A 23,491-nucleotide genomic window follows, 5' to 3' on the forward strand; every position below is an offset into this window, starting at 1 on the left:
ATATCCCTTGAGCTGAGAATAGAAGAAAACCCGTACAAACCAAGGACACAAGGACCAACGGGCAAGTGACCAGGGTTGATAGCGGCAAAAGCATGACGAGGGGAGCCGTTCCCCTCGTCCGGCAACCGATCAGCTTGGCCTGGCTTCGGCCAACGCCTGTTGCGCCAGCTCCTTTTCCGCCTCCTTGAGGTCTTCTTCGCTGATCATCTCGGCAATCGCCCGCAGACGCTCCACCACCCGCGCATTCACGGTGCCCTCGGGGAACTGGCCTTGTTCATCCGGTTCACCGGCCGGCTCGCCGACGAGCAAGCTCAAGGCCTCATCGGCCTGGCGCACAGCGTAAATATGGAACTGCCCCGCCCGAACGGCTTGCAATACCTTCTCATCGAGCATCAGCGTCGCAACGTTCGCCTGCGGAATGATCGCCCCCTGTTCACCGGTCAGGCCACGCGCCTCGCAAAGACGGAAAAAGCCTTCGATCTTCTCGTTGACCCCGCCCACCGCCTGCACTTCACCGAACTGGTTGATGGAGCCGGTGATCGCAAAACACTGCTTGAGCGGCGTCTTCGACAGCGCCGAGATCAAGGTGCACGCTTCACCCAGAGAGGCGCTGTCGCCATCGACGTAACCGTAGGACTGCTCCAGGGCAATACTGGCAGAGATCGCCAGGGGGAATTCCTGCGCATAACGACTGCCCAGGTAACCGGTGAGGATCATTACCCCCTTGGAGTGAATCGGCTGCCCGAGATTGACTTCGCGCTCGATATCGACGATCCCGCTGCCCCCCGGATATACCGTGGCGGAAATCCGCGCCGGCACGCCGAAGGCCGAATCGCCCACCTCAAGCACCGTCAGCCCATTGCATTTGCCCACGGCCGCACCAGCGGTATCGATCAGGATCACCCCGGCGAGCATGTCGTCGAGAATCCGCGCCGAGACACGTCCGGTGCGCGTGGCCTTGGCCTTGAGCGCCCGTTCGATGTGACCGGCGTCGGTCATCTCGTCGCCCGCCAGGTGACGGATGAAGTCCGCCTCGCTGACCAACTGGAACAGATCGCCAATGCGCGCCGACAAGCGCCCCTGATGCTCCGCCAATCGCGCGCTATAGGTTGCCAGGCGCGCCACCGCATCCGAGGTCAGCGGTGCCATGCCTTCTTCCGAAGTGCGGGTCTTGAGCAACTGGGCGAACTGCTCCAGGCTTTCGTCGACCATCGGGATGTCTTCATCGAAATCCACCAGCACCCTGAACATTTCCTGGAAATCCGGATCCAGGTCTTGCAGCGTGTAGTACAGCGAGCGGGCGCCGATGATGATGACCTTGACATTCAACGGGATCACCTGCGGGTTCAGGGTCACCGTGGCCAGGCGGCCCAGCTCGCCCAACGGCGATTCCATTTTCAACTTGCGCGACTGTAGGGCGCGCTTGAGCGCGTCCCAGACAAACGGTTCACTGAGCATTTTCTCGGCTTCCAGAATCAGGAAGCCGCCATTGGCGCGGTGCAATGCGCCCGGGCGCAATTGCCGGTAGGTGGTGTAGAGCGCGCCCTGGTCGGTGCTGTATTCAATACGACCGAACAGGTTGTCGTAGGTCGGGTGCGGCTCGAACACCACCGGCGCGCCGCCCGTACTCGGATGCCCTACCACCAGGCTCGGACAGTACTGCTCCTCCAGCAGCTTGCGGGCCTGGGCGTCAGTCTTCGCATCGTCCACCAACTGCTCGACCACAGTCTTGAGCAGGTAGACCTGCATCGCCTGCAGGTAACCGCACACCCCGGCGTTTTCCGCATACTTCTGCGACAGTGGCGCCAAGAGAGGCTGCAAGGCCAGGGTGATGGTCTCTTCGTTGAACTGGCGCAACTGGTTATTGGACTCGCGCTTCCACTGCGGCAGGCTGGCGAGTTCTTCGTTGAGGCGCTCTTCCAGCTCAGAAATATCAGTGTGGAAACGCTCGCGATCGGCTTCCGGCAACTGCGAGAACTCAGCCTCATCCAGCGCCTTGCCATCAAGCATTGGCGTAAAGGCGATGTTGGAGCTGTCGCGGTACAGCGCTACGTCTTTTTCCAGGGCCAGGCGTTCGATCACGTCCAGGGCACGGTCGTAACGCTGGTTGAAGGCGCGGTCGATGGCGCTTTTACGCTGCTGGTACGTCGGGTGTTCGAAGACCGCCGGGAAAGTTGCTACCAGATTATCGATAAGTGCATTGATATCGGCAATGAACGCCGCTGCGCCGCCCGCTGGCAACTCCAGGGCACGCGGCTCGCGAGGCTCGTCAAAATTATTCACATAGACCCAGTCCGCCGGGGTCTGCAGGCGCTTGCCTTCGGCCTTCAGGTAACGTTTGACGAACGAAAAGCGACCGGTACCCGGCTCGCCCATGACAAACACGTTGTAACCGGGGCGTGGCATGGCCACACCGAACTGCAAGGCTTCGACCGCACGTTCCTGGCCAAGCACACCGCGAAAGGGCTCCAAATCATTGGTGGTCGAGAAGCTGAACTGTTCAGCGGAGAAAGGGCGAGTCAGCGCTTCGGGCGCTAGACGCAAGCTGGCAGCTACAGGATCAGGCATCGGGCTTCCTTACATCAGGCGGGGCAGATGACGGCATTCTGGCGCCGGGTATGGCTGGCTGGCAAGGCACGGCTGAGGGAAAGCATAGACACAGGACTCATCCTACAAAAAAACAGGCTTTAGCCGATTGTTTTACAAAAACTCACGGAACCCTTAGAACCTGCCTAAACTCCAAATTGCGCGGACTGGAATAATAACCGGCCCCTAGGGCGCTAAGAAGTGCCTGAATCCTTGTCCATTGGTTTGCACACAAAGAGAACAAAGCTATGAAACGGATCCTTCTCGGTACTCTCTTCACCGTCGTCTCCCTCAATGCAATGGCTGAAGCGCCAGGCGGCCCGAACTGCGGTTGGGGCAACATGCTGTTCGAAGGCCAGCGCGGTACTCCCGCTCACTTCCTGGCCTCCACCACCAACGGCACCTCGGGTAACGCCACCTTTGGCATGACCTCGGGTACTAACGGCTGCAGCACCAACAGCGCGCTGACTTACGGCGGCAAATCGTGGATTGCCATGAATGGCATGATGAACGAGCTATCCGAAGACATGGCTAAAGGCAATGGCGAAGCACTGACCACCTACGCCGTGGTACTGGGCGTTGCACCTGAAGATCGCGACCACTTCGCAGCCGTGACCCACGAACACTTCCAGCAGATCTTCAGCAAGGCTGACGTGACCGCAGAAGACGTGCACTCCAATACCATCGCTGTTCTCAAAGGTGACGCCCGTCTGGCGAAGTACGCCACCCAGGCTTAAGCTCCAGCTACCCGCGCCTTGTAAGGCGCGGGTTTTATTTTTTTGGACCTACCCTTTTTTGGGTCTTTATTTTATTCCGACTTAAGATGCCCCTATGCTCAAACGCTTTGCCTGCCTGGCACTCTTCGCCTGCGCTCCGCTGTACGCGGCCCCGCATATTGATGATCAACGTTTGCAGCAACTGGCCAACGATCCGTTCTGGCTGTCACTGGGTCACTATGAAAGCGGCAAGATCAGCGGCTGGCGCAGCTATGTCAGCGACCAGAAGTTCTTCCTCGCCAAAGACGGCGCCCACCGCCCGGACGCCGAACTCAAAGCCACGGTTGATGCGCTATACGCCCCCGCCAGCCTCGGTGAAAAACACACCCAATGCGTTTATCCGGCACGCACCCGCTGGCTCAAGGATCAGTTGCAGCTGACTGACTTGCCCGCCGTGGACTGCAAGGAGTTCAAGCAATGGTTCAAGGACGTCGCGCCACACAGCGCCGTGATGATCTTTCCGGCGGCGTATCTCAACAGCCCATCGTCGATGTTTGGCCACACTCTGCTGCGCATCGATCAGGCTGACGTGCAGAGCAACAAGACCGCCCTGCTCAGCTACGCAATCAACTTCGGCGCCTATATCGAGGGCTCGGACAACAGCTTACTGTATGCCTGGAAAGGCCTGATGGGCGGCTACCCCGGGCTGTTCGCGCTGGTGCCATACCAGGAAAAACTCTCGGAATACCGTAGCCTGGAAAACCGTGACTTGTGGGAGTACAGGCTGAACCTGACCCAGGTCGAGACCGAGCGTATGGTCGAGCACGTATGGGAACTCAAGCAGATCCAGTTCGACTATTTCTTCTTCGACGAAAATTGCTCTTACCGCCTTCTGGAGCTGCTCCAGGTAGCCCGCCCCGGTTTGCGCCTGACGGAACAGTTCCCGCTGACGGCCATTCCCACCGACACCGTAAAAGCCGTGAAAGAAGCAGGCCTGGTGGAAAGAATCGATTACCGCCCTTCTCGCGAACGCGAATTGCTGGAACGTGCCAAGCCGCTGGACAGCGAGGAACAACAATGGGTGTTGAGGATCAGCGACGACCAGAAACAATTGCAGGACCCAGTCTTCAAAACCATGACCAAAGAACGTCAGGCCCTGATCGTCGACGCAGCCTATCGCCTGGGCCGCTACCGCGCCAACGGCCTTGAGCGCGACCCTGAGCGCTCCCAGCGTAGCTACGAACTGCTGCGGGCGATCAATCAAAACCCGGCCCCGAACCTGCAGATCGAGCCTCCCGGCCTGCCCGAAAACGGTCACGAATCGCGCACCTGGCAAGCCGGTATCGGCACGCGCAGCGACAAGGCCTTCGGCGAATACGGCCTGCGCATGGCCTACCACGACCTTAACGACAACGCCGAAGGTTTCCCTTTGGGCGCACAGATCGAAATCCTGCAAATGAAGCTGCGCCAGTACGAAGGCAATAACTGGCAGCTGCAACAACTGGACCTGGCGACCATCCGCTCGTTGACCCCGCGTAACGAGTTGCTGCAACCATTGTCCTGGCAAGTCACTGGCGGTCTTGAGCGTGTACCGGGCAAACATGACGACGAAACCCTGGTCAGCCACGTCAACGGCGGTGCCGGCGGTACCTGGCAACTGCGCGACGACATGCTCGGCTTCGCCCTCGGCACCGTGCGCGTGGAACATAACAATGATTTCAGCGAATTCATCTCCCCCGCTGCCGGCTTCAACACCGGCCTCTTGTGGAAAAACCCGCTGGGCAACCTCAGCCTGGAAGCCAAGGGCGATTTCTTCACCAATGGAGAAGTGCGGCGTAGTATCAGCCTGAATCAACAGTGGGAAGTGTCGCGTAATCTCGGCGTACGCTTGAGTGCGCAACGTGAGTTCAGCCACCTGGCGACGCCGGTCAATGAAGTGATGCTGGAAGTGAAGTGGTATCACTACTGACCCAGCTCGCCGCCCCGGCACACACCTGAAAATGTAGGAGCGGGCTTACTCGCGATAGCGGTGGGTCAGTCGATATTTTCGGTGCTGACACACCGTCATCGCGAGCAAACCCGCTCTCACACTTGGTTCGTATTAATTGCATCCCACCCCGTTGAGTTCTTACGACATGGCCATTATTTGCACCACTCTTGAACAAGTCCGGAAAAACATCGATCGCCTTGATCACCAGATCGTTGCGCTGCTGGCCGAGCGAGGGGGATTCGTGTCCCAGGCCGCTCGCTTCAAAAAAGACAGTGATAGCGTTAAAGCGCCTCAGCGTGTTGAACAGGTGATTGACAAGGTGCGCGATTTATCACAGAGCCTGGGCGCCAACCCTGACGTAACCGAACAGGTTTATCGAGCGATGATTGCCGCGTTTATCCAGCAGGAATTGGCTGAGCACGCTGTGCTTTCGAAGGAGTCCAAGGCTTAGGCCAATACATAGAGAAGCGTAGGTTTCGACCTCTGTGATCGGCGCAATAATCACCCCTCATCTGACGTTCCCACCATCGCCCGAAACAGGACGCTTTCAGACATTCATCGAAACTAATCACCTGCGATCATGGCCCAAACTCTATTGAGGAGAAAATGCCATGAGTCGAGCTTTCGTCAACGAAGACAGCGCCGCCGCCCAGGCCAACCAACCTGTGGAACGCCAGGTCAGCACGCAACCCAATCACCTCACCGCTCAAGGGTTGGAGCTGCTACAGGCCAAGGTGACGCAGTTGCAGCACGAGCATGGCCTGGAATCCGCCAAGGGTGAACAGGCAGACAAACAACGCCTGGCCGACCTTGAGCGTGATTTGCGCTATTTCAAGCAGCGACTGCAAAGCGCACAGGTTGTCGCACCGGCCACTTCTACCGAGAAAGTGCAGATCGGTAGTTGGGTCACGTTCGCCAACAAGCAGGATGAACAGCTGCGCATTCAACTGGTGGGTGAAGACCAGGCCGACGCCACCTTGGGCCTGATCAACTGGGGGTCCCCCCTGGGCAGGGCGCTGTTGGGTGCGCAGGTCGGCGATGAGGTGCTGTGGAAGCGCCCCGCCGGTGATCAATTGATCGAGATCCTGCGCATCGAACCCGGCGTTTAGACGATACCTTGCGCCAGCATCGCATCCGCGACTTTCACAAAGCCTGCGATATTCGCCCCCTTCACGTAATTGATCCGGCCGTTTTCTTCGCCGTAGTGCACACAAGCATGGTGGATCGATTGCATGATGTTGTGCAGCTTGCTGTCCACTTCGCCGGCAGTCCACAGCAGGCGCATGGCGTTCTGCGACATTTCCAGGCCGCTCACCGCTACGCCACCGGCGTTGGAAGCTTTGCCGGGGGCGAACAGAATGCCAGCCTCGATAAAGATATCCACAGCCTCCAGGGTGGTGGGCATGTTCGCGCCTTCGGCCACACAAATACAGCCATTGCGCAACAAGGTACGGGCTGCATCGGCGTCCAGTTCGTTCTGGGTCGCACATGGCAGGGCGATGTCGCACGCCAGCTCCCAAGGCGTACCTGCACGGAACTCCAGGCCAAAACGCTCGGCCAGCTCGCTGATGCGGCCACGTTGGACATTTTTCAACTCCAGCACAGCGGACCATTGCGCTTCGGTCAAACCGCTTTCGCTGTACAGGGTGCCTTCGGAGTCGGACAGGGAAATCACCTTGCCACCCAGGTCCATAACCTTGCGCGCCGCATATTGCGCCACGTTGCCGGAACCGGAAATGGCCACGCGCTTGCCTTCGACCCGCTGGCCCTGGCGCTTGAGCATTTCCTCGGCAAAGTACACACAGCCAAAACCGGTGGCCTCCGGGCGGATCAGGCTGCCGCCGTAGCTCATGCCCTTGCCGGTTAGTACCGATGTGAACTGGTTGCCGAGGCGCTTGTATTGACCGAACAAAAAGCCGATTTCCCGGGCGCCAACGCCAATATCGCCGGCGGGTACGTCAACGTCTGCGCCGATATGGCGATACAGCTCGCTCATGAACGACTGGCAAAAACGCATGACCTCTGCGTCGCTTTTGCCCTTGGGATCGAAGTCCGAGCCGCCCTTGCCTCCGCCCATGGGCAGCGAGGTCAGGGAGTTCTTGAAGGTCTGTTCAAAGGCGAGGAACTTCAGCACACCCAGATTCACTGACGGGTGAAAGCGCAGGCCGCCTTTGTACGGGCCGATGGCACTGTTCATCTGGATCCGAAAGCCACGGTTAACCTGGACCTTGCCGTGATCATCCACCCACGACACTCGGAAGGTAATGGCGCGTTCCGGCTCGCAAATACGCTCCAGGATGCCCGATGTCAGATAGTGGGGATTGGCTTCAAGAAACGGCCACAGACTGCGCAATACTTCTTCTACGGCCTGATGGAACTCAGGCTGGTCCGGGTCGCGTTTTTTGAGGCGGGCAAGGAAGGTTTCAACGGATTCGATCATGAAAAGTCTCGGCAAATTTGTTGTCGTTAGCGCAGATTTGAGCCGGACTTTAACAACTCATGTCGCACTGCGACAGGGCAACATGTCGCATTTGTGAATTTAAATGGTGCATTGAATATAAATAAATGACTTTTTTGCACCTCGATAGGGAGTCGAGACTAAACCTTGCACCAATAAGTAAACCGTCATCGCAGGCAAGCCAGTTCCCACATTTGATCGAGTACGTCCCTTGTAACGCGGGGGAATGTGGGAGCTGGCTTGCCTGCGATGAATTCACCTCGGTCGTTCTGAAAACCGCGCAAAAAAACGGAGCCCGAAGGCTCCGCTCATTCAACCCACCAACCTGAATCAGGCCAGCTTCTTGTGTCGTACACGGTGCGGCTGGGCCGCAGCTTCGCCCAGGCGCTTCTTGCGATCGGCTTCGTACTCGGTGTAGTTGCCTTCGAAGAACACCGCTTGCGAGTCGTCTTCGTACGCCAGGATGTGCGTGGCCACACGGTCCAGGAACCACCGATCGTGAGAGATCACAATCGCAGCGCCCGGGAAGTCCAGCAGGGCCTCTTCCAGGGAACGCAGGGTTTCAACGTCGAGGTCGTTGGACGGTTCGTCGAGCAGCAGGACGTTGCCGCCCTCTTTCAAGGTCAGGGCCAGGTGCAAGCGACCGCGCTCACCACCGGACAGGTCCTTGACGAACTTCTGCTGGTCGCCGCCCTTGAAGTTGAAGCGGCCGACGTAGGTGCGTGACGGGATTTCGTAGTTGCCGATGCGGATCTGGTCGGACCCGTCGGAAATCTGCTGGAAAACCGTCTTGCTGCCGTCGAGGTCGTCGCGGCTCTGATCCACGCAGGCAAGCTGTACGGTCTCGCCGATCTCGATGCTACCCGAGTCCGGCGTTTCCTTGCCCATCAACATACGAAACAGTGTGGATTTACCGGCACCGTTGCCGCCGATCACGCCAACGATGGCGCCTTTAGGCATGGCAAACGAGAGGTTGTCGATCAGCACGCGATCGCCATAACCCTTGGTAACGTTCTTGAACTCGATAACCTTGTCACCCAGGCGTGGGCCGGCAGGGATGTAGATTTCGTTGGTTTCGCTGCGCTTCTGGAATTCCTGCGATTGCATTTCTTCGAAGCGTTGCAGGCGTGCCTTGGATTTTGACTGACGGGCCTTGGCGCCTTTGCGCACCCACTCCAGTTCTTCCTTCATGGCTTTTTCATGGGCCGACTGTTGCTTGGATTCGGCGGCCAGACGATCGGACTTGGCTTCCAGCCAACCAGAGTAGTTACCCTCGTAAGGGATACCGGCGCCACGGTCGAGTTCGAGGATCCAGCCAGCAACGTTGTCCAGGAAGTAACGGTCGTGCGTGATCGCAACCACGGTGCCTGGGAAGTCGTGAAGGAAATGCTCCAGCCACGCGACGGAGTCGGCGTCCAGGTGGTTGGTCGGTTCGTCGAGTAGCAGCATGTCAGGCGCCGACAGCAGCAGGCGGCACAAGGCCACGCGGCGCTTTTCACCACCGGACAGGAATTCGACCTTGGCGTCCCACGCTGGCAGACGCAGCGCATCGGCGGCGACTTCCAACTGGCGTTCCAGGTTGTGACCGTCGCTGGCTTGCAGGATAGCTTCCAGCTTGGCTTGTTCGGCAGCCAGTTTGTCGAAGTCGGCATCTTCTTCAGCGTAAGCCGCGTAGACCTCATCCAGACGAGCCTGAGCGTTCTTGATCACGCTGACCGCTTCCTCGACCACTTCACGCACGGTCTTGGTCGGGTCCAGGATCGGCTCCTGTGGCAAGTAGCCGATGTTCAGCTCCGGCATCGGGCGGGCTTCGCCTTCGAACTCGGTGTCGACGCCGGCCATGATTTTCAACAGCGTGGATTTACCCGAACCGTTGAGGCCGAGCACGCCGATCTTGGCGCCGGGGAAAAAAGACAGCGAAATGTTTTTCAGGATTTCCCGCTTCGGCGGAACAACTTTTCCCAGCCGATGCATGGTGAATACGTATTGAGCCATGATGAACCTAGCGTCAGTGACCGATGAATTAAGCGGGCGTAACCCGTGCCAGGCCATGCGCGGCGCGGGCCGTTGATCGTGATCAATGCCTGCGTGCGGAAAAAACCTGATTGTCTGGGGCTGGAACGCCCTCGCGTAACCGGCAAAGCTACCTGAATGCGCCTGACCCGTCCAGCCAAGCAGCGCTGGCACTTTGCCACAACACAAGGCATGCTAACCGCCCTTCGGGCGTCCGGTTTATAGTGCACGTCGCGCGCCATTCCAGCCAAACCGCAGGATCACAGCTTGACCAACGTAACAAAGCCAAGTCCCCTGCGCGCAGCCCACATTGCGCCGGGCGCACCCCTGCACGGCCCGCTCAAGGGTGCATTGGCGACGCTGGTCTTGATGCTGCTTGCCTTACTGTTCTGGCAACTGCTGGACCAACTGCAACAGAACCAGAAAGACCAACAGCAGCACACTATCGACTACAGTGCCGACCTTGCCGAGCAGTTCAGCCTGAACATGGCCCTGAGCGCACAGATCGCCCTCAATCTGCTGCCGATTGTCGAGCCACCGCACGACACCGAGCAGCAACAAGCCCTGATGCGCACCCTGCAACGTTCGTTGCCGCAACTACGCAGCATCGCCCTGCTCTCCCCAAGCGGCGCCATGATCAGCGATACCGCCGATAACAACCAGGACAGTGCCTGGCTGCAAGAGCTGGTCAAGCGCAGCCATGCCCAATCCTATTACCTGAGCAACAACAACGATGGCACGCTGATTTATCTGTTGCTGCATCAGCCAAGCGGCGGCGCCAAGATGTATTGGGCACTGCGCCTGACTCCCGACTACCTGAGCAACCTGACACTTCAGGATGGTCACTGGCAGCGGCCGATGTGGGTCGTCGAAAATCGACTGAACCACCGGATTGTCAGCCGTGACAGCGGCATGCCAACCCAGTGGTCGGGAACCCTGACCCCGGACGAGTTGAACCAAACCGTACTGCTCACACCCTTGAGCAATAGTGACTGGCAACTGCGTGGGCTGTTTGACCGCGTGGCCGTACTGGAACAACTGTTACCCGCCTTTATCGGCAAGTGCCTGCTGGGCCTGGCCTTTTCGCTGGTTCCGGTGATTGTGCTGCTCAACATGCGGCGGCGTCAGCGCCAGGTCAATGAAGGCCGGCGGCGTTACCAGGATATTTTCGAAGGCACCGGCGTGGCCTTGTGTGTCCTCGATTTGTCGGGCCTGCGCAGCCATTTCGACAAGGGCCGCCTGCAAACCCGTGAGCAGTTGCAGGACTGGCTGCAAAACAGCCCCGAGCAACGCCAACAATTGCTTAAAGAGCTGCGCATCACCGAAGTCAACCAGGTAGCGGTGCGCCTGCTCAACGTGGCGTCCTGCGAGCAAGCCTGGCAACGCCTGATTGACGGCTGCCCGCTCAACCACACGGGCATTGGCTATCGCGTGCTCGAGGCGGTACTTACCCAGCAGAAACAGCTGGAATTGGAGATTCAACTCAGCGACGTCGAAGGCAACGACCAATACCTGTGGCTGGTCATGCGCCTGCCGGAAGAACAGCACGACTATAAGGCCGTGATCCTCAGCATCAGCGACATCACCAGCCGCAAGCTGATCGAACTGTCACTGGTCGAGCGCGAGGGATTCTGGTCGGATGTTGTGCGTACCGTGCCCGATCACCTATACGTGCAGGAGGTGGTCAGCCAGCGGATGATTTTCAGCAACCACCATCTGGGGTACACCCTGGGTTACAACAAGCCCGAACTGCAGCAAATGGGTGAGTACTTCTGGGAAATCCTGCTGCACCCCGAAGACGCCATGCATTATCACGATCTGCGCCAGCAACAGCGTACTGCCGGCTACAAGAGCCAGCTGCAATGCCAACTGCGCTTTCGCCACCGCAACAATCAATGGCGCTGCTTCGAGATTCGCGAACAGGCGCTGGCGCGGGACAAGCATGATCAAGTCACCCGGATCATCGGCGTGGCCAAGGACATCACCGACCAGATCGAAGCCAGCGAGTCCCTGCGTGACAGCGAGCAGCGCTACCGAATGCTGGCCGAAAGCATCAGCGATGTGATCTTTTCCACCGACAGCAAACTGGCCCTCAACTATGTAAGTCCCTCGGTGAACACGGTGTTGGGCTATGAGGTCGACTGGGTCTTCAAGAACGGCTGGCAATCGACTATCGCCAACCCGCAGCAACTGATGGGCATCTACACCCTGATAGAGCGCGTCAGCCGCGCCCTGGGCAACCCCCAAGCCCTGGCCCGGCTGCGCGATGATGTGCAGACCCAGTTGTTTCTGTTCGACTGCCTGCGCGCCGACGGGCGGAAAGTACCCATCGAATTGCGGCTGGTGCTGGTGTGGGACGAACAGGGTACGTTTGAAGGCATTCTCGGGGTGGGCCGTGACATCAGCCAGCAACGCCGGGCCGAGAAAGACCTGCGCATGGCGGCCACGGTATTCGAGCACTCCACCTCGGCCATCCTGATCACCGACCCGGCCGGCTACATCGTGCAGGCCAACGAGGCATTCAGCCGTGTCAGTGGCTATGCCGTAGCCGATGTGCTCGATCAATTGCCGAACATGCTGACCGTCGATGAACAGCAGGAAGCCCACCTGCGTTACGTCCTCAAGCAATTGCACCAACACAGCACCTGGGAAGGCGAGGTATGGCTCAAGCGCCGTAGCGGCGAGCATTATCCGGCCTGGGTCGGAATCACCGCCGTGCTCGATGATGAAGGCGACCTGGCCAGCTACGTGTGTTTTTTCAGCGATATCAGCGAGCGCAAGGCCAGCGAACAACGCATTCACCGCCTGGCCTACTATGACGCGTTGACGCACCTGCCAAACCGCACACTGTTCCAGGATCGACTGCACACAGCGTTACAGTCGGCAGAACGGCAAAAGTCGTGGGTGGTATTGATGTTCCTTGACCTCGACCGTTTCAAGCCGATCAACGACTCCCTGGGCCACGCCGCCGGCGATCGCATGCTCAAGGAGATGGCCACTCGTCTGCTGGGCTGTGTGGCCGAGGACGATACGGTGGCGCGTATGGGCGGCGATGAGTTCACCCTGCTCCTGCAACCCAGGATCAGCCGCGAAATGGCATTGAACCGAGCGATTCATGTGGCCGAACAGATCCTGGCAAGCCTGGTTAAGCCCTTTGTGCTGGAAGGCCGTGAGTTTTTTGTCACCGCCAGTATCGGCATCGCACTGAGCCCTCAGGACGGCAACGAGCTGAGCCAGTTGATGAAAAACGCCGACACGGCGATGTACCACGCCAAGGAGCGTGGCAAAAACAACTTCCAGTTCTATCAGGCGGACATGAACGCCAGCGCTCTGGAGCGCCTGGAGCTGGAAAGCGACTTGCGCCATGCCTTGGAGCAGAACGAGTTCGTGCTTTATTACCAGCCGCAATTCAGTGGCGACGGTAAACGCCTGACCGGAGCCGAAGCTCTGTTGCGCTGGCGTCATCCACGTCGAGGACTGGTTCCGCCTGGGGACTTCATCCCGGTGCTGGAGGAGCTGGGGCTAGTAGTGGACGTCGGCGACTGGGTGATCGGCGAGGCTTGTCGTCAACTCAAGACTTGGCACCAGAACAAGGTGCGAGTGCCCAAGGTCTCGGTGAACATTTCGGCGCGACAGTTCTCCGACGGCCAGTTAGGCAGGCGGATCGCCAACATCCTCAAGGACACCAGCCTGCCGCCAGCGTGCCTGGAGCTGGAGTTGACCGAGAGCATCCTGATGCGCGAAGTCAACGAAGCCATGCAGATCCTCGCCAGCCTGAAAAACCTGGGCCTGAGCATCGCCGTGGATGACTTCGGCACCGGCTACTCATCGCTCAACTACCTCAAACAGTTCCCCATCGACGTGCTGAAAATCGACCGCACCTTTGTCGACGGCCTGCCGTGCGGCGAGCAAGATGCCCAGATCGCACGGGCCATTATCGCCATGGCCCACAGCCTGAACCTTGCGGTGATCGCCGAAGGTGTGGAAACCCACGAGCAACTGGACTTCCTGCGCGAGCACGGGTGCGACGAAGTCCAGGGTTACCTGTTTGGGCGGCCGATGCCGGCCAATCGGTTTGAGGCGCAGTTCAGCAACGATGCGCTCTTCATGTTCGATTGATTGGAGCAAAAGCTCCAATCAATCGAACATGAAGAGCGCAGCGCTGAGCTTCAAGTTAGAAGCGGCAAGTAGGAGTGGATCCACTTTTACTTGAAGCTTGCCGCTTGCAACTTGAATCTGGCGATTCATCGCCATGACCTCGTTTCATATGCCTTCTAAAACCCATTGAGTTAGAATGCCCTCCTTTTCTGCCCCCGATCCTTGAGGACCGCCATGTTCAGCCGTGATTTGACTATTGCCAAGTACGACGCCGATCTCTTTGCCGCCATGGAGCAAGAAGCTCAGCGCCAGGAAGAGCACATTGAGCTGATCGCTTCGGAAAACTACACCAGCCCCGCCGTGATGGAAGCTCAAGGTTCGGTTCTGACCAACAAGTACGCCGAAGGCTATCCGGGCAAGCGTTACTACGGCGGTTGCGAATTCGTCGACATCGTTGAACAACTGGCCATCGACCGCGCCAAGGAACTGTTCGGTGCCGATTACGCCAACGTCCAGCCACACGCAGGCTCCCAAGCCAACGCGGCCGTTTACCTGGCCCTGCTGCAAGGCGGCGATACCATCCTGGGCATGAGCCTGGCCCACGGCGGTCACTTGACCCACGGCGCCAGCGTTTCCTCCTCGGGCAAGCTGTACAACGCCGTTCAATACGGTATCGATGCCAACGGCCTGATCGACTACGACGAAGTCGAGCGCCTGGCGGTCGAGCACAAGCCAAAAATGATCGTTGCCGGTTTCTCTGCCTACTCGCAGATCCTGGATTTCCCGCGCTTCCGTGAAATCGCAGACAAGGTCGGCGCTTATCTGTTCGTCGACATGGCCCACGTGGCCGGCCTGGTCGCCGCTGGCGTGTACCCGAACCCAGTGCCTTTCGCTGACGTGGTCACCACCACCACCCACAAGACCTTGCGCGGTCCACGTGGCGGCCTGATCCTGGCTCGCGCCAACGCCGAGATCGAGAAAAAGCTCAACTCCGCAGTATTCCCTGGCGCCCAGGGCGGCCCGCTGGAGCACGTGATCGCCGCGAAGGCCATCTGCTTCAAGGAAGCCTTGCAGCCTGAGTTCAAGACCTACCAGCAACAAGTGGTGAAAAACGCCCAGGCCATGGCCAGCGTCTTCATCGAGCGCGGTTTTGACGTGGTTTCCGGCGGTACTGAAAACCACCTGTTCCTGCTGTCGCTGATCAAGCAGGACATCTCCGGCAAAGATGCTGACGCCGCGCTGGGTAAAGCCTTCATCACCGTGAACAAGAACTCGGTACCGAACGACCCGCGTTCGCCGTTCGTCACCTCGGGTCTGCGCTTCGGCACCCCGGCCGTGACTACTCGTGGCTTCAAGGAAGCAGAGTGCAAGGAACTGGCTGGCTGGATCTGCGACATTCTGGCCGACCTGAACAACGAAGCGGTGATCGATGCCGTTCGTGAGAAGGTCAAGGCTATCTGCAAGAAGCTGCCGGTGTACGGCGCGTGATTGCAATTGCGTGAATAAGAAGCCCGGCTCAACAGCCGGGCTTTTTTGTGCCGGCTGGCATTTGGAATGCAGTCGACATGTGGGAGCGGGCCCGCTCCCACATTTTTTGATCGTATTCCAAATCAGGCTTGGTGGATCTTTGCAAAGCCTTCGCGGATCTTGTCTTCCGGCAGTTCGTCGGCAATAAACACAATTACACTTTCGCGCGTCTCGCCTTCGGCCCACTCAGTGTCCCAGTCGAAACCGTAGAGTTTGAGCACACCCTGAAACACCATGCGCCGCTCTTCCCCAGCGATATTCAGCACGCCTTTGTAGCGCAGCAGTTGCTTGCCGTGGTCTTCCAGCAGTTCGTTCATGAACTCGCTGAGCCGGTCGATATCCAGCGGCTGATCGGTGCGCAGCACCAGGCTGGAAATGCGGTCGATGGACGGTGCCTGGCTCACCGGGCGCAAGCTCATGCCGGCATTGAGGTTGAAACCGCGCACATCCAGCAGCTCAGCCAAGTCGATCTGGCCATGTTCCACCACCCGTATCGGCGCCCGGCGGTTGATGCGAGTCAGGCGCTCGCTGAGGGCATCGAAAGTGGCGTCGTCCACCAGGTCGCGCTTGCTGACCAACAGGCGGTCGGCAAAACCAATCTGCGCCTGGGCGATGGTCTGGGTCAGGTGGTGCTCGGCGTGGGCCGCGTCCACCAGGGTGATGATGCCGTCGAGGATGTAGCGCTCGCGCAGTTCTTCGTCGATGAAAAACGTCTGGGCCACGGGCGCCGGGTCAGCCAGGCCGGTGCATTCGATCACCAGGCGATCAAATGCGATTTCACCGCTGTCCAGGCGTTCGAGCAACAGGTACAGGGCTTTGGTCAAGTCGGTGTGGATGGTGCAACACACGCAACCGTTAGACAGGGTCATGACTTGCACCGGCTCATCACCCAACAGTTGAGTGTCGATACCGGCGTCGCTGAATTCATTTTCGATCACGGCGATTTTCAAGCCGTGCTCGGCCTTGAGCAGGTGACGCAACAAAGTGGTCTTGCCAGCGCCGAGAAAGCCGCTGAGGACGGTGACGGGAATGGGAGAGGACAAAGAGATTCTCCTTGAAGGAACACAGAAACAAATATGGGAGCGGGCTTGTGCGGGAGCGGGCTTGCTCGCGATGCAGGCAACTCGGTCTATCTGGTATACCGAGGTGATGCTATCGCGAGCAAGCCCGCTCCCACACAAACCCGCTCCCACAGGTTCGCCGCTGCCCTTACAGGGTCAGCAGCACTTGGGCCCACCCTTGCCGCCGTAACGGGCCTCCTGGCGCTCCCGGAAGAACGCCTCGTAGTCCATCATCGGCTTGTCCGGGTGCTTGGTTTGCATATGCTCGACGTAGGTGTCGTAGTCGGGCATGCCGACCATCAGGCGCGCGGCCTGACCGAGGTATTTACCGAGGCGACTCAAGTCATTGAACATGGTTGCAACCCTCTATTACGCATCCGGAACAGCCTGGAATGGCGCTTCTTTATCCGTGCGTTCCTTGGTGCCCCAGGCGGCGATGCCAACCTTGAGCGCATAGAACAGGATACTGAAGACCACGAACAGGAAGAGCACTGTCAATGTCGCGTTGGTGTAGGCGTTCCAGATCACGTGCTGCATCTGGTCAATGCTTTTGGCCGGAGCCAGGATCTGCCCGTTGGCCAACGCATCGCTGTATTTCTTCGCCAACGACAGGAAGCCGATTGCCGGATTGGCGTCGAACAACTTGATAAACCCTGCAGCGGTGGTGCAGATCAGCAGCCACACGGCTGGCAGCATGGTTACCCAGATGTAGCGCTGGCGCTTCATTTTGATCAGTACGACAGTGGCGAGCATCAGCGCGATACCGGCCAGCATCTGGTTGGAGATACCGAACAACGGCCACAAGGTGTTGATGCCACCCAGCGGATCAATCACGCCTTGATACAGCAGGTAACCCCACATCGCCACGCAGCCTGCGGTCGCGATCAGGTTGGCCGTCCACGACTCGGTGCGCTTGAGAGCCGGCACGAAGGAACCGAGCAGGTCCTGGAGCATGAAGCGCCCGGCACGGGTGCCGGCGTCGACTGCGGTCAGGATGAACAGCGCTTCGAACAGGATCGCAAAGTGGTACCAGAACGCCATGGTATTTTCACCCGGCAACACGCTGTGCAGGATCTGCGCGATACCCACGGCGAGAGTCGGCGCACCGCCGGCACGAGCCAGGATGGTGGTTTCACCGATGTCATTGGCCACCGCTTGCAACGCTTCGGGGGTAATTGCAAAACCCCAACTGCTGACGGTCTGCGCCACTGTCACCACGTCACTGCCGACTACCGCAGCCGGGCTGTTCATGGCGAAATACACGCCAGGCTCGATCACCGATGCAGCAACCATGGCCATGATGGCCACGAACGACTCCATCAGCATGCCGCCATAACCGATGTAGCGCGAGTGCGCCTCATTGGCCAGCAGCTTGGGCGTGGTGCCCGAGGAGATCAGCGCGTGGAAGCCAGAAACCGCGCCACAGGCAATGGTGATGAACAGGAACGGGAACAGACCGCCTTTCCAGACCGGGCCAGTGCCATCGACAAATTGAGTCAACGCCGGCATTTTCAGATCAGGCATGGTCACCAGGATGCCGATAGCCAGGGCGATGATGGTGCCGATTTTCAGGAAGGTAGACAGGTAGTCACGCGGGGCAAGGATCAGCCACACAGGCAACACAGCCGCTACAAAACCGTAGCCGACCAGCATCCAGGTGATCTGGATCCCGGTGAAGGTGAAGGCTTTGGCCCACACAGGATCAGCGGCAATCTGCCCGCCCAGCCAGATCGAACCCAGCAGCAACAGCACACCGATGATCGAAATCTCGCCAATGCGACCCGGGCGGATGTAGCGCATGTAAACGCCCATGAACATCGCGATCGGGATGGTTGCCATCACCGTGAAGATGCCCCACGGGCTTTCAGCCAGGGCCTTGACCACGATCAGCGACAGCACCGCGAGGATGATGATCATGATCAGGAAGCAGCCAAACAGCGCAATGGTTCCGGGAATGCGGCCCATCTCTTCGCGAACCATATCCCCAAGGGAGCGACCGTTACGCCGCGTGGAGAGGAACAGGATCATGAAATCCTGTACCGCACCCGCCAGCACCACGCCGGCTATCAGCCACAAGGTACCGGGCAGATAGCCCATCTGCGCCGCCAACACCGGGCCGACCAGGGGGCCTGCACCGGCAATTGCCGCGAAGTGGTGGCCGAAAAGAATGTGTTTGTTGGTCGGCACGTAGTCCAGACCGTCGTTGTTGACCACTGCGGGGGTGGCCCGCCGTGGATCGAGTTGCATCACATGATTAGCGATGAACAAACTGTAGTAACGATACGCAACCAGATAGATGGCCACCGCAGCGACCACAATCCACAAGGCGTTGATCGCCTCGCCTCGGCGCAATGCCACTACGCCCAAGGCGCACGCCCCTACAATTGCCAGCACCAGCCAGGGTAGATGGCGTAGCAGGCCATTATTATTTTTCATTTTTATATTCCAGCCAGGGTGGACAGAAAGACAGCCATTGCGAGTTTAGCGCGCCCGGCCCTAAAGACCAGCCCCCTACGTTGGTCTAGAGCCTTGGACCGACGAAAAAAGCGCAAATAGGGAGATGTTTAGGCGCGCAGAGGTTGCCCCCGTGCATGCTACGTCGCAGCGCACTCGCTAATCGCTGTTTGTAAAACATTGGTCACAGGGTGACGGCCACTAACACCAGGCACAGACCAATCGGGGGCAAGCCCCCTCTCACATTGGCCTTGTGGTGTTGCGAACTATTCGAACAAAGCATCCAATGCCTGTTCCAGGCGTGTCACCGCAATCACCTGCAACCCCGGCGGCGCCTCTTTCGGTGCGTTGCCTTTGGGCACGATGGCCCGCTTGAAGCCATGCTTGGCCGCTTCCTTGAGACGCTCCTGGCCGCTGGGCACCGGGCGCACCTCGCCCGACAGACCCACTTCACCAAATACCAGCAGGTCATGGGGCAACGGCCGATTGCGCAGGCTCGACATCACCGCCGCCATCAAGGCCAGATCGGACGCGGTTTCCAGCACCTTGACCCCGCCCACCACGTTGAGGAACACGTCCTGGTCATGGGTCGGAATGCCGCCGTGGCGATGCAGGACCGCCAGCAACATCGCCAGGCGATTCTGGTCCAGGCCAAGGGTCACGCGGCGCGGATTGGCCAGGTGGCTGTCATCCACCAGTGCCTGGACTTCTACCAGCATCGGCCGAGTGCCTTCCCACGTCGCCATCACCACACTGCCCGGTACTTCTTCCTGAGCCCGGGTAAGAAAAATCGCTGACGGGTTGGAGACCTCTTTCAGGCCCCGGTCGGTCATGGCGAACACACCCAGCTCGTTGACCGCGCCGAAACGGTTTTTCACCGCTCGCAGCAGTCGCAGGCGACCGTCCGATTCCCCTTCGAAATACAGCACGGTGTCAACCATATGCTCCAGCACCCGCGGGCCGGCCAGCGCGCCCTCCTTGGTCACGTGGCCGACCAGGAAAATCGCCGTGCCACTTTGCTTGGCGTAACGCACCAACAGTGCGGCACTCTCCCGCACCTGGGAAACGCCGCCGGGAGCGGATTGCAGTTGTTCGGTAAAAATCGTCTGGATCGAATCGATCACCATGACCTTGGGCTTTTCCAGGCGGGCGGTGGCGATGATGCTCTCGATGCAGGTTTCGGTCATGACCCGCAGCTTGTCCTGTGGCAAGCCCAGGCGACGGGCGCGCATGGCCACTTGCTGCTGGGACTCCTCACCTGTGACATACAGCGCCGGCATGCGGCTGGCGATACTGCACAGGGTTTGCAGCAGGATGGTGGATTTACCGATGCCCGGGTCGCCGCCGATCAATACCACCGAACCGTCTACCAGACCGCCGCCGAGCACTCGATCGAGCTCACCGGATGCAGTAGAAAAACGCGGAATTTCTTCGACGCTGACTTCGGCCAGGGTCTTGATCTGGGCTTGTTGGCCCGTCCAGCCGGAACGACCGCTGGGTGGCGCTGCGCCGCCGCTTTCCACCATGGTTTCAGTGAGGGTGTTCCACGCGCCACACTCACCGCATTGGCCAGCCCACTTGGGAAAGGTCGCGCCGCACTCCGTGCAGCCGTACATGCGCTTGGCCTTTGCCATCGTAGAAAACCTCCAACCGAAAAACCGCGATGATAGCTCAGCGTGGCGCCGCAGTACGGATTTCGCCGCTGGCCAATCGTGAAGCGCTGTTACCCACCGGGTCTTCGGCATTCAAGTCGGCGCCCTTTTCCTCCAGCGCGTCCAGTAACTCGACACGTTTGAACAGCCCGGCATACATTGCCGCCGTCTGCCCGGCACCGTTGCGCTGGTCGGGATTGCAGTCGGTGGCCAGCAAACGTCGGGCGATGGTCAATTCACCCTTGAAAATCGCGCCCATCAGCGCGGTATTGCCGCGTTGGTCCTGCGCACAGGCATCGGCGCCAGCCGCCAGCAAACGCTCCACAAACGCGCCTTGGCCGTGATACGACGCAAGGATCAACGCGGTATAGCCCTTCTCGTCCCGGGTATTGAGTGAGTAACCGGACTCGATAAAGGTGTTGAGCATGTCCACATCGCCCCGACGGGCGGCATCAAAGTAATAAGCCTGCAGTTGCGCCTTGACCGCATCCGGGTCAGAGGGCTCGGCACAGACGCCGAACGTCAGGCATGCCGTGAATAAACCAAGATAGATACGCATGAGACGTCTCCTGCCAAGTGTCGACGCCCTTGACCGGGCGTCGACAGGGACCAACGATCAGTCAGTCAGCTTTTCAGCCAGCGCCTTGACCCGCGCAAGGTCACCTTTCGCAACCTTGGCCACGCCCGTGCCGTACTCCGGGTCGGCCTTGTACAGGAACGACAGGATGATGTGCTTGCTCTCGTCATCAGTGGTGGCCAGAGAGCCACCGAAGTTGTCGATCAAGTCCTGACGCTCTTTTTTGCTGAAGGAACGGTACAAGTCACCTGCCTGTTTGAAGTTCTGCTCGCGCTGAATCTTCGACTGTTGCGTGCTGCCTGACAGTGCCATCTGGCTATAGCGCGCGCTTTGTGGTTCTTCCCGTGGCGCCAGGCGGCTCGGTTGGTAGTTCACGCCGCCGGTGGTTTTGCCGAAGTTCATCGCGCCGTCCTGGTTACCGTTGTTGACGGTCACCCGCGGCGCATTAATCGGCAGTTGCAGGGCATTGGCCCCCAGGCGATACATCTGTGTATCGGCATAGGAAAAGACACGGCCTTGCAGCAGGCGATCTTCCGACGGCTCGATGCCTGGTACCAGATTGGCCGGAGCCATGGCAACTTGCTCGGTTTCCTGGAAGACATTCGCCGGATTCCGGTTCAACACCATTTGTCCAACTTTACGCTCCGGCACATTAGGCCAGATCTTGGTGGCATCCAATGGATCGAACTCAAACTGTGCAAGTTCGTCGGGCTTGAGCACTTGCACATACAAGTCCCACTTGGGGAAGTCGCCTTTGTTGATATGCGTGACCAGGTCGTTAGTCATATGGCTGTAATCACGACCCTGGACCTCAACCACTTGTTTCGGGTCAAGATTCTTCAGGCCCTGCAAACTCTTCCAGTGAAACTTGACGTAGTGCACCTGACCTTTGGCGTTAATCAACTTATAGGCATGTACACCGTTGCCATCCATCTCTCGGTAACTGCTAGGAGTACCGGCGTTCGAGTACAGCTCGGTCAGTGTGCGAGTGGCCTCCGGTACATGGGAAAAGAAGTCAAAGCGGCGCGAGTCGTCGTCCAGGTTAGTGCGCGGGTCCGGTTTGAAGGCATGCACCATGTCCGGGAACTTGATGGCGTCGCGGATAAAGAACGTCGGGAAGTTATTGCCAACCAAGTCCCAATTACCTTCGCCGGTATAGAACTTGGTTGCGAAGCCACGGGGGTCGCGCAGGGTTTCCGGGGAGTGGTTGCCGTGGACTACGGCAGAAAAGCGCACAAACACCGGGGTGGCAACACCTGCGGCAAAGACTTGGGCTTTGGTCAAGTCACTGAGATCATCCGTTACGGTGAAAGTACCATGGGCCCCTGTGCCACGGGCATGGACGACACGTTCGGGAATGCGTTCGCGGTCAAAGCGTTGTAGTTTCTGGATCAACTGCACGTCTTGAAGCAGGACCGGCCCGGTTGCGCCGGCGGTTTGCGAATTCTGGTTATCGCCGACTGCCGCGCCATTATCACGGGTTAAGTTGGCGGCCTGTACAGAGAGGGATAACAGGCTGGCAGTGGCAATCACCATCAGCTTTCGCGCAGCAAAGGGCCTGCGACTCATAAGGTTTTTCATCAGCAATTCCTCTGGTTGTTGTATGCACTTGAACAAGTGCTTGCCAGAGGCTAGTGGCCTGAAGGCCAGAAGATAAATAGAAAAGCCTGACCAGCCCGATTGAAAAAATAATGTGGTAAATCACTGAAATGGCGCGTAATTCGCGCGCGACTGATGGCATTTTGAAAACTATTTGCGTTTTAATGTGTCGATAGCAGCGAACAGTGTTAACGGCTATGTCGCGCAGGTCCGGCGATACTGACTTACACTGGCTTCTACCCCCCCTCAACTGTAACAAGGAATAACCTATGGGCGTGATCAGTGAGTTCAAGGCCTTCGCGGTCAAAGGTAATGTGGTCGACATGGCCGTCGGTATTATCATCGGCGCCGCCTTCGGCAAAATTGTTTCTTCCTTTGTAGGCGATGTAGTGATGCCTCCCATCGGTCTGTTGATCGGTGGTGTGGACTTCGGGGACCTGGCTGTAACGCTGAAGGCTGCTCAGGGCGATTTGCCTGCCGTTGTCCTGGCCTACGGCAAGTTCATTCAAAGCATCATTGATTTTGTGATCGTCGCGTTCGCGATTTTCATGGGTGTGAAGGTCATCAACCGGCTCAAGCGCGAAGAAGCCGCGGAGCCTAGCCTGCCACAGGTCCCTACCAAGGAAGAGGAACTGCTGGGGGAGATCCGTGATCTGCTCAAGGCACAGAACAACAAGCCGCTGTAACTGACCGATTGTTCAAGTGGGTGCAGTTGCCCGGAAGCATATCCGTTTACGGATATGCCTCCAAACCCGGGCAG

The 23,491-nt window shown here is 58.7% G+C and carries 16 protein-coding genes; 7 read left to right on the forward strand and 9 right to left on the reverse strand.

Annotated elements, in window-relative coordinates; all coding sequences use genetic code 11:
* Positions 1–129: 129 nt before the first annotated feature.
* Positions 130–2,568 carry a Lon protease family protein gene (locus OQ460_RS20965; protein WP_410019250.1) on the reverse strand — a complete coding sequence of 813 codons (2,439 nt, stop codon included), beginning with the start codon at positions 2,566–2,568 and terminating at the stop codon, positions 130–132.
* Between the two features lie 266 nt (positions 2,569–2,834).
* On the opposite strand from OQ460_RS20965, the gene OQ460_RS20970 reads away from it, so the two are divergent.
* From OQ460_RS20970 to OQ460_RS20985, 4 genes are all read left to right on the forward strand, one after another.
* Positions 2,835–3,323: a DUF3015 domain-containing protein gene (locus tag OQ460_RS20970; RefSeq protein ID WP_029292080.1), complete on the forward strand. Its 489-nt coding sequence runs from the start codon at positions 2,835–2,837 to the stop codon at positions 3,321–3,323.
* 94 nt (positions 3,324–3,417) lie between these two features.
* Positions 3,418–5,271 (forward strand): DUF4105 domain-containing protein, encoded by a 1,854-nt coding sequence (locus OQ460_RS20975; RefSeq protein WP_410019251.1) that lies wholly within the window; start codon positions 3,418–3,420, stop codon positions 5,269–5,271.
* Positions 5,272–5,437: 166 nt separating this feature from the next.
* Positions 5,438–5,743, forward strand: a complete 306-nt coding sequence (locus tag OQ460_RS20980; protein WP_410019252.1) for a chorismate mutase — start codon at positions 5,438–5,440, stop codon at positions 5,741–5,743.
* Between the two features lie 160 nt (positions 5,744–5,903).
* Positions 5,904–6,401, forward strand: a complete 498-nt coding sequence (locus OQ460_RS20985) for a GreA/GreB family elongation factor (protein ID WP_410019253.1) — start codon at positions 5,904–5,906, stop codon at positions 6,399–6,401.
* Here OQ460_RS20985 and gdhA read toward each other — a convergent pair.
* Positions 6,398–7,732: an NADP-specific glutamate dehydrogenase gene (gene gdhA, locus OQ460_RS20990; protein ID WP_410019254.1), complete on the reverse strand. Its 1,335-nt coding sequence runs from the start codon at positions 7,730–7,732 to the stop codon at positions 6,398–6,400. The genes OQ460_RS20985 and gdhA overlap by 4 nt on opposite strands.
* A gap of 348 nt (positions 7,733–8,080) precedes the next feature.
* Positions 8,081–9,745, reverse strand: coding sequence for an energy-dependent translational throttle protein EttA (gene ettA / locus OQ460_RS20995; protein ID WP_410019255.1), 1,665 nt, complete (start codon positions 9,743–9,745; stop codon positions 8,081–8,083).
* Between the two features lie 285 nt (positions 9,746–10,030).
* On the opposite strand from ettA, the gene OQ460_RS21000 reads away from it, so the two are divergent.
* Entirely contained in the window at positions 10,031–13,882 is a 3,852-nt protein-coding gene (locus tag OQ460_RS21000; protein WP_410019256.1) for a bifunctional diguanylate cyclase/phosphodiesterase, read from the forward strand.
* A 213-nt stretch (positions 13,883–14,095) separates the two neighbouring features.
* Positions 14,096–15,349, forward strand: a complete 1,254-nt coding sequence (gene glyA, locus OQ460_RS21005; protein ID WP_410019257.1) for a serine hydroxymethyltransferase — start codon at positions 14,096–14,098, stop codon at positions 15,347–15,349.
* Between the two features lie 122 nt (positions 15,350–15,471).
* Here the strand turns inward: glyA and yjiA are convergent, their stop codons facing one another.
* The 6 genes from yjiA to OQ460_RS21035 all read right to left on the reverse strand — a co-directional run bounded on the left by yjiA (position 15,472) and on the right by OQ460_RS21035 (position 22,701).
* The gene (yjiA, locus tag OQ460_RS21010) at positions 15,472–16,431 is read right to left on the reverse strand and encodes a GTPase (protein WP_410019258.1); all 960 of its coding nucleotides are present in this window, start codon (positions 16,429–16,431) and stop codon (positions 15,472–15,474) included.
* Between the two features lie 174 nt (positions 16,432–16,605).
* Positions 16,606–16,803, reverse strand: coding sequence for a YbdD/YjiX family protein (locus tag OQ460_RS21015; protein ID WP_084376418.1), 198 nt, complete (start codon positions 16,801–16,803; stop codon positions 16,606–16,608).
* A gap of 15 nt (positions 16,804–16,818) precedes the next feature.
* Positions 16,819–18,885: a carbon starvation CstA family protein gene (locus tag OQ460_RS21020; protein ID WP_410019259.1), complete on the reverse strand. Its 2,067-nt coding sequence runs from the start codon at positions 18,883–18,885 to the stop codon at positions 16,819–16,821.
* Between the two features lie 284 nt (positions 18,886–19,169).
* Positions 19,170–20,537, reverse strand: coding sequence for a DNA repair protein RadA (radA, locus tag OQ460_RS21025; protein ID WP_410019260.1), 1,368 nt, complete (start codon positions 20,535–20,537; stop codon positions 19,170–19,172).
* A gap of 37 nt (positions 20,538–20,574) precedes the next feature.
* Positions 20,575–21,114, reverse strand: coding sequence for an ankyrin repeat domain-containing protein (locus tag OQ460_RS21030; RefSeq protein ID WP_410019261.1), 540 nt, complete (start codon positions 21,112–21,114; stop codon positions 20,575–20,577).
* 57 nt (positions 21,115–21,171) lie between these two features.
* Positions 21,172–22,701 carry a catalase gene (locus tag OQ460_RS21035; protein WP_410022075.1) on the reverse strand — a complete coding sequence of 510 codons (1,530 nt, stop codon included), beginning with the start codon at positions 22,699–22,701 and terminating at the stop codon, positions 21,172–21,174.
* A gap of 299 nt (positions 22,702–23,000) precedes the next feature.
* On the opposite strand from OQ460_RS21035, the gene mscL reads away from it, so the two are divergent.
* The gene (gene mscL / locus OQ460_RS21040; protein ID WP_410019262.1) at positions 23,001–23,417 is read left to right on the forward strand and encodes a large-conductance mechanosensitive channel protein MscL; all 417 of its coding nucleotides are present in this window, start codon (positions 23,001–23,003) and stop codon (positions 23,415–23,417) included.
* Positions 23,418–23,491 lie beyond the last annotated feature (74 nt).

Source organism: Pseudomonas imrae (assembly GCF_046352735.2).
In the GTDB taxonomy this organism is placed as follows: domain Bacteria; phylum Pseudomonadota; class Gammaproteobacteria; order Pseudomonadales; family Pseudomonadaceae; genus Aquipseudomonas; species Aquipseudomonas imrae.